The sequence below is a fragment of the Nocardioides abyssi genome, from assembly GCF_030412915.1.
In the GTDB taxonomy this organism is placed as follows: Bacteria; Actinomycetota; Actinomycetes; order Propionibacteriales; family Nocardioidaceae; genus Nocardioides; species Nocardioides abyssi.
Genome location: NZ_JAUHJR010000001.1, coordinates 374,730 through 387,267, shown reverse-complemented (window position 1 = coordinate 387,267; position 12,538 = coordinate 374,730). Strand labels below are relative to the sequence as shown.

The window sequence follows — 12,538 nt, the reverse complement described above, 5'->3', positions numbered from 1 at the left end:
GGTGGACCTGCCCGTGATGCCGCCCGTCCAGCCGATGCTCGCCAAGTCCGTGGCGGGGGTGCCCGACCCGACGAAGCACGGGAGCGGGCTGCTCTACGAGCCGAAGTGGGACGGGTTCCGCTGCCTGGTCTTCCGCGACGGGGACGAGGTGGAGCTGACCAGCCGCAACACCAAGCCGCTGACGCGCTACTTCCCCGAGGTCGTCGAGGCGGTGAAGGCCCAGCTGCCGGAGCGGTGCGTGCTCGACGGCGAGCTGTTCGTGGCGGTGGGCGACCGGCTGGAGTTCGAGGTGCTGCAGGAGCGGATCCACCCGGCTGCCTCGCGGGTGAAGATGCTGAGCGAGACGACCCCGGCGGGGTTCGTGGCGTTCGACCTGCTGGCGCTGGGCGAGGAGTCGTACGCCGAGCGGCCGTTCGCGGAGCGCCGGGCTGCGCTGGAGGAGGCGCTCGCGCACCTGGTCGGCCGGCGCGGGCCGTGCCACCTCACGCGGGCCACCACCGACCCGGCCGAGGCGGAGGGCTGGTTCACCCGGTTCGAGGGCGCGGGGCTGGACGGCGTGGTGGCCAAGCCCCTCGACGCGTCGTACGTCCAGAACGGCCGGACGATGATGAAGGTCAAGCACGAGCGGACCGCGGACGTCGTCGTGGCCGGCTACCGCGAGCACAAGACGAGCACGCCGGAGCGGCCGCTGCTGGGCAGCCTGCTGCTGGGCCTGTACGACGCCGACGGCTCGCTCCAGCACATCGGCGTGAGCGCGAGCTTCACCGAGAAGCGCCGCGCCGAGCTGCTCGAGGAGCTGCAGCCGCTGGTCTGCCCGCCCGAGGAGCACCCCTGGGGCGCGTGGAGCGACCTGATCGCCAACCCCGACCGGGTGCCCGGCACGCAGAGCCGGTGGAGCGTCGGCAAGGACCTGTCGTTCACCCCGCTGCGGCCCGAGCGGGTGCTGGAGGTGAAGTACGACCACATGGAGGGCCGCCGCTTCCGGCACACCGCACACTTCAAGCGGTGGCGCCCCGACCGCGACCCGACGTCGTGCGGCTACGACCAGCTCGACGAGCCGGTGCGCTACGACCTGGCCGAGGTGCTCAGCGCCGCGCCCACCGAGGAGCACCCCGGGGGCTAGTCGGTGACTAGGCTGGCGGCATGGCCGACTACGACGTAGTGCTCCTCGTCGAGCAGGCGCTCACGCCCGCCGACGCCGCCCAGGTCCGATCGCTGCACGAGGGCATCGAGGAGCAGGTCACCTACCACGTGCTGCTCCCCATGGAGGACGCCGCGGCGCGCATCGAGGCCGCGATGGGGTCGCTGTCTGGCGGCGAGCTGCTCGCCTCCCCCGCGATGGCGATGTCCGAGGTCGACCTCGAGGCCGTGCGCCACGACTGCGAGGAGCGCTCGGGCTCCGACCTGGCCCGCACGCTGGAGGCGCTGCGCGGGGCCGGCGCGACCGCCGTGGGCGAGGTCGTCACCGACCCGCCGATCCACGCGCTCGCCGAGAAGGTGCAGGCCGTCGACGGCCGCGAGGCGATCATCCTGACCCGCCCGCACGTCGTGGCGGAGTTCTTCCACGTCGACTGGACCTCCCAGGCCCGCCGCAAGATCGGCGTCCCGGTGCTGCACCTGCTCGAGCACGAGAACATCGACGAGCAGTCCGCCGGCGGCGGCGAGGGCGTCACGGGCGTCTGAGGTGCGACTCCCCCTCCGTCGGTCGGCCCCGGCCGACCTCCCCGACGAGCCTGCTCCCGCCACCACGCTCGAGCGCGTCCCGCGGCCCACGCCGCCGCGCGGGCGCCCGACCGCGGCGTACGCCGCCGTGCTCGACGGCGAGCACCTCTGGCTCGCCGTCGAGGCCGCCCCCGGCACCCTCGCGCTGCGCGTCGACGGCGGCGACGAGGTGGTGCCGCTGGTCGGCGACCACGAGGACACGCCGGCCTTCCGCTCGGTCCGCGCCGACCTGCTGGCCCTGCCCGGCGCCGACGACGCGTCGTACGACGTCGTGCTGCTCGGGCCCGGCGGCCGCTCCCCCAAGCCGGTCTGGACGCCGCCGCTGGCCCTCACGCCCGGCGCGGCGCCCGACGGCCCGACGCTGGTGCCGACCAGCCGCGACGGCTCGCGCCGCTTCGCGCTGGAGCGGGCCGACGACGGCACGCTGCGGCTGGTGCGCACCGTCGTCGCGGAGCCGCTGCCGCGCCTGGTCTCGGTCACGACGACCCCCGAGGGCGACGCCGTCGAGCTGCACGTGGCCGGGGCGATGGGCGGCGAGCTGCACCTGCGCTCCGGCGGGCCCGGCGGCGAGGTGGTCGCGACGGTGGAGATCCTCGACGGCCGCGCGCGCCTGCACCGCGACGTCGTGCCGCTGGACCGCGGCCGCAGGCTCGCGGTGACCGCCGGCACCGCCACCGCGGCCCGCCCGGTCGCCCGCGACGGCAACGACCTGCGCGAGGCCAACCCGGCCACGCTGCTGCCGCACGTCTACCTCGACGACGCCGACCGGCCGTTGTGGCGGCTGGTGTGGACCCCCGACCGCACGCTGGGGGTCCGCGTCCCCCCGCGCGACCAGGACCAGCAGGAGGACGACTCGTGAGGATCGCCTGGCTCGTCCTCAACCTCGACGGGATGGGCGGCACGTCGCGGTCGGCCATCACCCAGGCCAACGCGATGGCCCCCGACCACGACGTGACGCTGCTGAGCGTCACGCGCAGCGCGGACCGCCCGCACTACGACATCGACGACCGGGTCGACGTGCGCTACCTCGTCGACGTCCGCGAGGACCGCGACCCGGCGACCAGCCCGGTGCCGGGCGTCCCCGCCCGGGTCGCCGCCGCGCTCGCCGACCGGGAGTCGGTGCTGGTCCCGGCCCGGTGGGACGGCCAGTTCTCCGCGCTCACCGACGTCGCGATGGAGGCCGCGCTGCCGGCGCTGGACGTCGACGTGGTCGTCACCGTCACCCCCGCGCTGCTCGCCTCCGCGGTCCAGCTGCTCCCCGACGCCGTGACGGTCGTCCACCAGGAGCACCGCTCCTCCTCCGACCGCACCTCCGGCCTCGAGCCGCTGCTCACCTACGCGCCCCGCGCCGACGTCGTCGCCCTGCTCACCCCCACCGTGGAGACCTGGCTGCGCGAGCGGCTCGGCGACGTCGCCCCCGAGACCGTCGTCGTCCCCAACCCGCTGCCGATCGGCTTCGTCCCCCGCTCCCGGCTGGACCGCAAGGTCGTCGTCGCGGCGGGCCGGCTGGTCCAGGAGAAGCAGGTCCCCAAGCTCGTCGCCGCCTTCGGCCAGGTCGCCGACCGGATGCCGGGCTGGCGGCTGCGGATCTGCGGCGAGGGCCCGCAGCGCGCCGAGATCATGCGCCAGGTCCGCAAGGACGGGCTGTGGGACCGGGTCGAGCTGCCCGGCGCCGTCCCCGACATGCGCGGGGAGTGGGCCAAGGCGTCGATCAGCGCGCTGACGTCGCGCGCCGAGGGCTTCCCGCTGGTGGTCCAGGAGGCGATGGCCGCCGGTGTCCCGGTCGCCAGCTTCGACTGCGCCTCCGGGCCGCGCGAGATCATCGAGCACGACGTCTCCGGCCTCCTCGTGGGCCCCGAGTCGGTCGCCGGCATGGCCGCCGCGCTGCTGCGCCTGGCCACCGACGACGAGCTGCGCCACCGCCTCGGGGAGGGCGCCCACCGCGCCGCCCGGCAGTACGACGCCCACGTGCTCGCCGAGCGCTGGCTCGGCATCTTCGCCGACGCGCGCGCCCGCCGGGCCGGCCGCGGACGGCTCGGGTCCCGCGCGCTCGCCACGCCCCCGCGCCGGCCCCGGGTGGTCGCCACCGACCTGGCCGAGGTCGCCGGGGTCACCCCCGTCGAGGCCCGCCGGGCCGCGCTGCGGGCCGCCGTCGACGCGGCGCGGGCCGCCAGCGACGCGTGGTTCGTCGTGCCGCGCGACGGGGCCGCCCCGCCGGCCGTCGTGGTGCCGATGTCGGCCCGCCGCGACCTCCTGGACCACCTGGCCGCCGCCGGCGTCCCGGCGTACCTCTCCCTGCGCGACCCCGCCCAGCACGGCTGGCACGAGCGCCGCGGCCCGGTCGCCGAGCTCGCCCGCGACCTGCGGCGCGGCATGACCACGTCCGTCGCGCTCGAGCCGTGGCCGACCGACCCCACCACCGGCCGGCCCGGGCTGCTCGCGCACGACGGCGGCGTGGAGCTGCAGTTCTGGGAGTCCACGGTCGACGGCGACCTGGTCGCGCCGCGGCGCAACCGCTGGGTGCAGACCGTGCCGCCCGGCGCCGGCCTGGTCGACCACGAGGTCGACGGCGTGCCGGTGCGGACGCTGCCGCTGATGGCCGAGCCGACCTTCGACGAGGTCCGCTTTCCCGTCGACGTCGTCTACACCTGGGTCGACGGCGACGACCCCACGTGGAACGACGCCCGCGCCGCCCGCCTCGCGGAGGTCACGGGCACCGCCACCACCCGCGAGGCCAGCGGCCGCGCGCGCTTCGTGCACCGCGACGAGCTGCGGCACTCGATGCGCAGCGTGCACCTGTTCGCGCCCTGGGTGCGCCACATCTACCTCGTCACCGCCGGCCAGCGGCCCGCGTGGCTGGCCGACCACCCGCAGGTCACCGTCGTCGACCACCGCGAGCTGCTGCCCGCGGACGCGCTGCCGACCTTCAGCTCGCACGCGATCGAGACCGGCCTGCACCGCATCCCCGGGCTCAGCGAGCAGTGGGTCTACCTCAACGACGACGTCTTCCTCGGCCGGCCGGTGCGCCCCGAGCAGCTGTTCACGCCTGCGGGCCAGAACGCCGTCTTCCTCTCCACCACCACCGTCGGCCCCGACGAGGTGCCCGGCGCCCCGGCGTACCTCCGCGCCGCCTGGAACAACCGCCGCCTGCTCCGCGACGCGTTCGGCGTCACCACGACCAGCACGCTCGCGCACACCCCGCACCCCCACCGGGTCTCGGTGCTCACCGAGATCGCCGAGCGGTTCGCCGACGACGTCGGCCGCACCGCCCGGGCGCCGTTCCGCTCCGAGACCGACGTGTCGCTGCTGAGCTCGCTGGCCCAGCACTACGGGCTCGCGACCGGGACGGCGTACGCCGGTCGCGCGGAGCACGCGTTCGTCAACGTCAGCAACAGCGACGTCGAGTGGCAGCTCCAGCGGCTGCTCGAGCGCGAGCAGGACTTCTTCTGCCTCGGGGACCACCACGACCACGCGCTGCCCGCGGCCCGGCTCGACCGGCTGCTGGCGGACTTCTACGCGGAGTACTACCCGGTCGCGGCGCCCTGGGAGCGGTAGCCGCTCAGCTCCCCCGCAGCGCCTTCAGCTCGGCACGCAGCTTGTCGATCCGCTCGTTCTTGACCGCGAGCCGCTCCTTGAGCTGCCGGCGGGCCGCGGCGACCTGCGCCTGGGTCTCGTCGGAGGCCATCGCCGCGGCGGCGTCGTACATCTCGAGGTACTCCTGCTGCAGCGCCGCCAGCTCCGCCACCGCCGCCTCGTCGTGCGGGCTCGTGACCAGGGTGCCCATCGCCGCCCAGGTCCGGTCCGCGAGCGAGCGCAGCGCGGGGGCGACGGTGATGTCGTCCCACGTGACCTGCGAGCGGTTGAGCCGGACGTCGACGAAGTCGTCGACCGGGTGGGGCGCGTCCAGCGGCCCGTCGTAGGCCACGCCCAGCTGGTCCCCTGCGCGGGTCATCGCGCCGCGCCAGTCGGAGACGAGGTCGGCGTACGGCACGAACGCCCGGCGGTGCCCGCGCGTGGCCTGCTCGGTGAGGAACGCCGCGTTGACCCAGGCGGCGACGTTGGCGGTCTCGCGCTGGCGGCGGAAGGAGTCCGACTGCGCGGTGAGGTACGCCGTGTCGCGGGAGCGCACCACCTCGGTCGGGTGGCGCAGCATGGTCAGCGTCGACACCTCGACGCCCAGCCCGCCCGCGACCCGCAGCCACAGGTCGTGCACCCAGAACTCGCGCGGGTCCTTGACCACGACCTGCGGCTCACCGATCGCGACGACGTCGGCCAGCCACGCGTGCAGCTCGGCCTCGACCTCGGGGGTGACCGCGGCGGCCGCGACCTCGGCGGCCGTGGGCCGGGTGTCGATCGTGCGCACCGGCACCGGGTTGAGCAGCCGCTTGTGGAACTCCGTGACCCACAGCGGCTCGTAGTAGCCCCGCGGGTTGGACTCGTCGGCCTCCACCTCGGGCTGCGGCACGTGCAGCCCGAGCCGCTTGAGGGTGCCGGCGACGCTGCTGGTGCCGCTGCGGCCGGATCCGGTGACGATGACGAGCCTCACGGGCGGTGAGGCTACGCGACCTCGTCGCTAGGCTGCGCGACCGTGAGAGCGATGGGTGCCGGCTTCCTGCCCGTGGCCCCGGCCACCGGGTCCGTGCAGCACGAGGGCCGGGCGTGGGTCTGGGCCGAGCGGCCCGCCGGCGGCCGAGCGCTGCTGCGCGCTCGCTTCGAGGATGCGACAGCCACCCCGGTGGTCCACGAGCTCGACCTGCTCGTCCCGGTGGAGGACGCCGCCGGCGGCGAGCGCCGACGGCTGCTGCTGATCGGCTCCCGGGAGCCCGACGTCCGCTCCTACGTGCGCCGCCTGGCCGACCAGGGCTGGCGCGAGGTCGCCCACGCGGTCCCCGACGGGGTCGGCTACGCCCTCAGCCTGGTCGAGGGGCCGTCGGTCTGAGCCCGCGGCCCGGCCTGCACCTCAGGCCCGCCGGGCCCGCAGCTGCTCGACGAGGATGTCGCCGTGGCCGGCGTGCCGGGCCAGCTCGGCGACCATGTGGGCGTGGATGTAGCGCAGGCTGACCGGCCCGTGGTGCCACGGGTAGGTCTCGTCGAGGTCGTGCTCGGCGGCGATCGCGCGCGACCGGTCGCACGCCTCGGCGTGGGCCGCCCGCACCGAGGCGACCGTGTCGTCGGTGGTCAGCACGAAGCTCTCGTCGACCGTGTCGGGGAGGCCGAGCTCGCGGCGCGGGACGCCGGCGACCCGGCTGTGGAACCACACCCGCTCGACGAACGTGGCGTGCTTGACCAGCCCGAGCACGGTCGTCAGCGACGGCACCAGCCGCTCGCGGGCCTCGGCGTCGGTGAGGTCGTCGAGCAGGCCGGCGACCGCCGCGCGCTGGCGGTCGACCATCGCCTCCAGCAGCGCCCGCTCGCCGGCCACCGGCACGTCGCGCGCGTCGCTCACCGCTCGTCCTCGACCCGGTTGCCGTCCTCGTCCCAGTGGGCGGCGACCTTCTTGCTCGGCTGCACCCGCGGCGGCTCGCCCGGCATCTTGGGATAGTCCGGCGGGAAGTTCAGCTCACCGCCGGGCAGCTCCTCCCACAGCCGCAGCAGCGGCTCGAGCGAGAAGGCCTCCTCGTCGATGTCGGCCCACGGGTCGCCGTCGGCGAGCCGGTCGGGGACGGTGAAGAGGTTGAAGGCGTGCGGGTCGGTGAGCCCCGCGAGCTCGGACCAGGTGAGCGGGGTGGAGACCGGAGCGCCGGCGACCGGCCGCAGGGAGTACGCCGAGGCGATGGTGCGGTCGCGGTTGTTCTGGTTGTAGTCGACGAAGATCCGCTCCCCGCGCTCCTCCTTCCACCACTCGACCGTGACCCCGTCGTCGCGGCGGGCCAGCTCGCGGCCGAGGCCGATCGCGGCGTGCCGCAGGTCGGTGAACTCCCACCGCGGCTCGATGCGCACGTAGACGTGGATGCCGCGGTTGCCCGACGTCTTCGGGTAGCCGCGCAGGCCGAGCTCCTCGAGCAGCTCGCGGGCGACGCCGGCCACGCGGACGGCGTCGGCGAAGGACGTCCCCGGCTGCGGGTCGAGGTCGATGCGCAGCTCGTCCGGGTGGTCGAGGCTGGCCGGGTCGTCGGTGCGCCGCACCGGCCACGGGTGGAAGGTCAGCGTGCCCATCTGGGCGCACCACACCGGCACGGCGATCTCGGTCGGGCAAATCTCCTCGGCGGTCCGGCCGGACGGGAAGGTGATCTCGACGCTCTCGAGGTAGTCGGGCGCGCCCTTCGGCACCCGCTTCTGGTAGAACGCGTCGGCCTTCTCGCCGGGCCGCCCGGTCGCGAGCCTGATGCCGGGATGCACCCCGGCGGGCCAGCGCTCGAGCGCGGTGGGCCGGTCGCGCAGCGCGCGCATCAGCCCGTCGCCGACCGACGCGACGTACTCCGCCACCATCAGCTTCGTGACCTCGGGCGTGGAGTCCGTGGCCGGGTAGATCACCCGGTCGGGGCTCGTCACCCGGACCTCGCGGTCCCCCGCCACGACCGTCGCGGCCGCTGCCTTCGCCATGGCGACACGCTAGCCGGGTCGACCCCGGTGGGTCAGCGCCGAGCGGGCGTGACCTCGGTGAGCGCCGAGCTCGGCTGGAAGGTCGGCCGCTTGTCGAGGTCGTCGCGGCCGGCCCGGACGAACTCGAAGCTCGCCGTCGTCGCCAGCACCCACTCGGCCGGCGGGGCGTCGATGTCCAGCACGGTCTCCCCCACCGACGAGTACGCCGCCAGGAGCGCCTGCGCGCAGGCCAGGTGGGCCGGGGGCAGGTGGAAGGCGAGCCGGCCGACCTCCGACCGCGACCCGAGGAAGGCCAACGGACGGCCGAGGCTGGCGCCGCAGACCCCGCACACGCGGCTGAGCGCGCACTGGGTGACCCGTCGCTTGTCGAGCCGGCGGACCGAGACCGGCGTGCCGGCCGGCCGGTCGCCGTACCCGACGTCGGTGCCGGCCGCGAACGGCACCGGCACCCCCAGCTCGGGGTCGGTCGGCAGCTCGGCGAACTCCCGGGGAGCGGGGTCCATCAGTCGTGGCTCCTCTCCTGGGGCGAGCGGGTCCAGGCACCGAGCTCGGCGCGGCGCGGCTGCCGCTCGGCGTCGGACTTGCGCCGGCGGTCGCGCTCGGGCTCGTTGGCGGTGTCCGGGCGCTCCGGCGGGGCCGGGTCGTTGCTGGAGGTCCAGCTGTTCGGCACCGAGAGCTTGATGATCGTGCGCAGCGCCTGGCCGTACTGCCGGTGGAGCGGGCCGGTCGTGTAGGGGATGTCGTACTTGTCGCAGAGCGCGCGCACCTTGACCGAGATCTCGGCGTACCGGTTGCTCGGCAGGTCCGGGAAGAGGTGGTGCTCGATCTGGAAGCCGAGGTTGCCGCTGAGGACGTGCAGCAGCGGGCCGCCCTTGAAGTTGGCGGCGCCGAGCACCTGGCGCAGGTACCACTCCGCGCGGGTCTCGTCCTCGAGCTCCTCCTCGGTGAAGTGCATCGCGCCGTCGGGGAAGTGCCCGCAGAAGATGATCACGTAGGACCACAGGTTGCGCGTGAGGTTGGAGGTCGCGTTGGCGACGGCCACCTGCTTCCAGCGCGGCCCGGACAGCGCCGGGTAGACGACGTAGTCCTTGAGGATCTGGTTGCGGCCCTTGCGGAAGATCTGCTTGAGCTGCCGCTTCATCTCCTTCGGGTCCTTCTCGCCCTTGCGGATCCGCTCGAGGTCGAGGTCGTGGAGGGCGACGCCCCACTGGAAGAGCGTCGCGAGCAGGGCGTTGTAGACCGGCTGCCCGAGGTAGTAGGGGTGCCAGCGCTGCTCGCGCGCCATCCGCAGGATGCCGTAGCCGATGTCGTTGTCGTGGCCGAGCACGTTGGTGAACTGGTGGTGGATGTAGTTGTGCGAGTGCTTCCACTGCTCGGCCGGCTGCGCGGTGTCCCACTCCCAGTTCGAGGAGTGGATCTCAGGGTCGTTCATCCAGTCCCACTGGCCGTGCATGACGTTGTGGCCGATCTCCATGTTCTCGAGGATCTTGGCCAGGCCGAGGAAGGTCGCGCCAGCGACGAGCGCCGGCTTCTCCGCCCTCGGCGCCCACCGCCCGCCCCAGGTGCCGGCGAGCATCGAGACGCGCCCGGCGGTGGCGAGGCCGCGCTGGATCTTGATGAGGCGGTTGATGTACGCCGCGTCCGACGCGCCGCGCGACTCCTCGATCTCCTGGCGGATCGCGTCGAGCTCGCGCCCGATCTGCTCGACCTCCTCCTCCCAGAGGTGGGTGTACTCCTTGACGTCCGCGATGGCCACGGGGCCTCCAGTCTCAGGTGTGCTTGGACGAGGTGTGCTGGTGCCGGCGGGGTGGCGCCGGGTCCTGCTCAGATGTCGAGCGTGCAGTCGCCGACGGCGGCGGTGACGCAGGTCTGCACCGGCTCGTTGGGCTGACCGAACTCGTCGCCGTTGCGCAGGTCGCGCACCGTGCCCTCGACGAGGGTGAGCGTGCAGGTGTGGCAGATGCCCATCCGGCAGCCGTAGGGCATGCCGACGCCGGCCTCCTCGCCGGCCTCGAGGACCGTCGTGGCGCCGTCGACCTCGATGGACTTGCCGGAGTTGCGGAAGGTGATCGTGCCGCCCTCGCCACCCTGGTCGCCGAGCTTGAGCTGGAAGCGCTCGAGGTGGAGCTGGTCCTCGAGCCCCTCCTTCTCGAAGTGCTCGCTGATCGCGTCGAGCATCGGCCCCGGCCCGCAGGCCCAGGTCTCGCGCTCGCGCCAGTCCGGGCAGATGCCGTCGAGCCCCTTCTCGGGGTGCTCGAGCTCGAGCATGCCGTCGGTGTCGGTGTGCAGCTGGTGGAGCGTCAGCCGGTCGTGCTTCTCGGCGAGCGCCTCGAGCTCGTCGCGGAAGATCATCCGGTCCGGGGTGGGCGAGGAGTAGTGCATGACCACGTCGGGGGCGTCGTCGCCACTGAGCGCCCCGCGCCGGTCCAGGGTGCGCAGCATCGACATGACCGGCGTGACGCCGCTGCCGGCGACGAGGAACAGCATCCGCGGCGGCGGCGGGTCCGGCAGCGTGAAGTCGCCCTCGGGCAGCGCCAGCCGCAGGATCGTGCCCGGCTCGAGACCGTTGACCAGGTGCGAGGAGAGCTTCCCCTCGGGCATCGCCCGCACGGTGATCGCGATGGTGCGGCCCCTGCGCCGCGGCTCGGAGGAGACCGAGTACGACCGCCACTGGAACTTGCCGTCGACCTGGATGCCGATGCCGACGTACTGACCGGGCCGGTGGCGGTAGCGCCAGCCCCAGCCGGGACGGATCACCAGCGTGGCGGCGTCCTCGGTCTCGGGGATCACCTTCTCGACGCGGCCGCGCAGCTCGCGGGCGGTCCACAACGGGTTGAGGAACCGGAGGTAGTCGTCCGGGTCGAGCGGTGTCGTGAGCGTGTGGCCCGCCTTGCGGACCCGCTCCCACGGGATCGTGCCTGCCATGCCGGCCCCCATACCCTCGTGACGTCCGTCCCACTCCCCAGTGAACACATGTTCTCTAGACCGGTCAACCGGGCGTCCACGGGCCGGGGCGCGCTGGGGTGCCGCCGTACGCTGGAGGCATGGGTTACCACGTCGAGAAGTCGGACGCCGAGTGGCGCGAGCAGCTCTCCCCCGAGGAGTACGCCGTGCTCCGACAGGCGGGCACCGAGCGGGCGTTCACCGGTGAGTACAACGACACCGAGACGACCGGCGTCTACCGCTGTCGCGCCTGCCAGGCGGCGCTCTTCGAGTCCGACACGAAGTTCCACTCCGGCTGTGGCTGGCCGTCGTTCTACCAGCCGATGAGCGACACGATCGAGTACATCGAGGACACATCGCACGGGATGAAGCGCGTCGAGGTCCGCTGCGCCAGCTGCGGCTCCCACCTCGGGCACGTCTTCCCCGACGGCTACGGCACCCCCACCGGCGACCGGTACTGCATCAACTCGATCAGCCTCACCCTCGAGCCGGCCCAGCAGCCCGCCGAGCAGGCCTGACCGCGGCCGCCGCGGAAGCTGCGCGGACCGGCTGCAGGAGTCACCGGTTAACCGGTGACCCCTGCACATATCGGGGCAGATCTGCCCCGATATGTGCAGGACTCCCCTGAGATGTCCCGGCGAGGGACGCCCCGATCAGCTGCTGAACCACCCCGACGGCCCGAGCTCGGAGCCCATCCGCGGGACGTACTGGTCGAAGTAGATCCGGGCGATCAGCTCACGCCGCGAGCGCACGTCGGCCTTGTCGAAGACCGACTTCAGGTGGTCCTGGACGGTGTATGTCGACACGTGCAGAGTCGCCGCGATCTCCTTGGTGTCGACCCCCTGCAGCACCAGCTGGGTGACGTCCCGCTCGCGCTGGGTCAACCCGAACGCCGCCACGACGAGCGCGACGATCTCCGGCGGTCGGGCCTCCTCGATGGTGACCACGACGTCGCCGGCCCGGTCGCCGAACGAGGTGAGCGGCGAGGCGTGCAGCACCAGCCACATCCCGCTGGCCGCGCGCACCCGCGACCGCGGCGGCGAGGCGATGTCCCCGCGGGCGTAGCGGCGGGCGGCGCCCACCAGCGCCGAGACCGGTGTGAGCGGGTCGCTGGCGCTCGGTGAGCTGGCGATGAGGTCGGCCCGCCGACCCGGCGACGGCGTACGAGCCCGGCGTCCTCGACCGGCTCCGCGCCGTCCGCGCCCTCGTCGACCCCGACGGGGTGTTCCGCGCGAACCACGAGGTCTGAGCGACACCGGCCGGGCCGCCGGCCCCGCCTCGTGCTGCCCAGCGAGCGCTCCGGCGCACGCTCAGCAGCACGAGGCGGACG

General features: G+C 74.0%; 13 protein-coding genes and 1 pseudogene. 7 read left to right on the top strand and 7 right to left on the bottom strand.

The features are described 5' to 3' along the window. Position 1 precedes the first annotated feature (1 nt). The 4 genes from QWY29_RS01860 to QWY29_RS01845 are packed head-to-tail and all read left to right on the top strand — an operon-like array spanning position 2 to position 5,277. Positions 2-1,123 (top strand): ATP-dependent DNA ligase, encoded by a 1,122-nt coding sequence (locus QWY29_RS01860; RefSeq protein ID WP_300958954.1) that lies wholly within the window; start codon positions 2-4, stop codon positions 1,121-1,123. A gap of 20 nt (positions 1,124-1,143) precedes the next feature. Further along, a complete protein-coding gene (locus tag QWY29_RS01855) occupies positions 1,144-1,683 on the top strand; it encodes a hypothetical protein (protein WP_300958953.1) in 540 nt (179 codons plus the stop codon). Between the two features lies 1 nt (position 1,684). Further along, positions 1,685-2,581 carry a hypothetical protein gene (locus QWY29_RS01850; protein WP_300958952.1) on the top strand — a complete coding sequence of 299 codons (897 nt, stop codon included), beginning with the start codon at positions 1,685-1,687 and terminating at the stop codon, positions 2,579-2,581. Beyond that, complete coding sequence (locus tag QWY29_RS01845; protein WP_300958951.1) at positions 2,578-5,277, top strand: stealth family protein; 2,700 nt, start codon at positions 2,578-2,580, stop codon at positions 5,275-5,277. The genes QWY29_RS01850 and QWY29_RS01845 overlap by 4 nt, the downstream gene beginning before the upstream one ends. 4 nt (positions 5,278-5,281) lie before the next feature. Here QWY29_RS01845 and QWY29_RS01840 read toward each other — a convergent pair whose 3' ends face one another. Beyond that, positions 5,282-6,268, bottom strand: coding sequence for a sulfotransferase family protein (locus QWY29_RS01840; protein WP_300958950.1), 987 nt, complete (start codon positions 6,266-6,268; stop codon positions 5,282-5,284). Between the two features lie 42 nt (positions 6,269-6,310). On the opposite strand from QWY29_RS01840, the gene QWY29_RS01835 reads away from it, so the two are divergent. Then, a complete protein-coding gene (locus QWY29_RS01835) occupies positions 6,311-6,661 on the top strand; it encodes a hypothetical protein (protein ID WP_300958949.1) in 351 nt (116 codons plus the stop codon). 21 nt (positions 6,662-6,682) lie between these two features. Here QWY29_RS01835 and QWY29_RS01830 read toward each other — a convergent pair whose 3' ends face one another. From QWY29_RS01830 to QWY29_RS01810, 5 genes are all read right to left on the bottom strand, one after another. After that, positions 6,683-7,168 (bottom strand): DinB family protein, encoded by a 486-nt coding sequence (locus tag QWY29_RS01830; RefSeq protein ID WP_300958948.1) that lies wholly within the window; start codon positions 7,166-7,168, stop codon positions 6,683-6,685. Next, complete coding sequence (locus QWY29_RS01825; protein WP_300958947.1) at positions 7,165-8,265, bottom strand: DNA polymerase domain-containing protein; 1,101 nt, start codon at positions 8,263-8,265, stop codon at positions 7,165-7,167. Before QWY29_RS01825 ends, QWY29_RS01830 begins: the two co-directional genes overlap by 4 nt. Before the next feature lie 32 nt (positions 8,266-8,297). Continuing rightward, positions 8,298-8,768, bottom strand: a complete 471-nt coding sequence (locus QWY29_RS01820) for a hypothetical protein (protein WP_300958946.1) — start codon at positions 8,766-8,768, stop codon at positions 8,298-8,300. Continuing rightward, a complete protein-coding gene (locus tag QWY29_RS01815) occupies positions 8,768-10,021 on the bottom strand; it encodes a fatty acid desaturase family protein (RefSeq protein WP_300958945.1) in 1,254 nt (417 codons plus the stop codon). Before QWY29_RS01815 ends, QWY29_RS01820 begins: the two co-directional genes overlap by 1 nt. Before the next feature lie 68 nt (positions 10,022-10,089). After that, complete coding sequence (locus QWY29_RS01810) at positions 10,090-11,190, bottom strand: ferredoxin reductase (protein ID WP_300958944.1); 1,101 nt, start codon at positions 11,188-11,190, stop codon at positions 10,090-10,092. 119 nt (positions 11,191-11,309) lie between these two features. On the opposite strand from QWY29_RS01810, the gene msrB reads away from it, so the two are divergent. Continuing rightward, positions 11,310-11,726 (top strand): peptide-methionine (R)-S-oxide reductase MsrB, encoded by a 417-nt coding sequence (gene msrB, locus QWY29_RS01805; RefSeq protein WP_300958943.1) that lies wholly within the window; start codon positions 11,310-11,312, stop codon positions 11,724-11,726. 135 nt (positions 11,727-11,861) lie between these two features. On the opposite strand, the gene QWY29_RS01800 is transcribed toward msrB, so the two are convergent. After that, on the bottom strand, positions 11,862-12,290 hold the full coding sequence (locus QWY29_RS01800; RefSeq protein WP_300958942.1) for a response regulator transcription factor: 429 nt from the start codon (positions 12,288-12,290) through the stop codon (positions 11,862-11,864). 98 nt (positions 12,291-12,388) lie between these two features. On the opposite strand from QWY29_RS01800, the pseudogene QWY29_RS21050 reads away from it, so the two are divergent. Next, a pseudogene (locus QWY29_RS21050) lies at positions 12,389-12,457 on the top strand (BBE domain-containing protein); the annotation flags it as partial. Positions 12,458-12,538: the final 81 nt, after the last annotated feature.

What these genes read in the sequence shown, in the direction of transcription:
- msrB (WP_300958943.1), top strand. Translation starts at nt 11,310, where the DNA reads ATGGGTTACCACGTCGAGAAGTCGGACGCCGAGTGGCGCGAGCAGCTC.
- QWY29_RS01855 (WP_300958953.1), top strand. Translation starts at nt 1,144, where the DNA reads ATGGCCGACTACGACGTAGTGCTCCTCGTCGAGCAGGCGCTCACGCCC.
- QWY29_RS01810 (WP_300958944.1), bottom strand. Translation starts at nt 11,190, where the DNA reads ATGGCAGGCACGATCCCGTGGGAGCGGGTCCGCAAGGCGGGCCACACG.
- QWY29_RS01820 (WP_300958946.1), bottom strand. Translation starts at nt 8,768, where the DNA reads ATGGACCCCGCTCCCCGGGAGTTCGCCGAGCTGCCGACCGACCCCGAG.
- QWY29_RS01825 (WP_300958947.1), bottom strand. Translation starts at nt 8,265, where the DNA reads ATGGCGAAGGCAGCGGCCGCGACGGTCGTGGCGGGGGACCGCGAGGTC.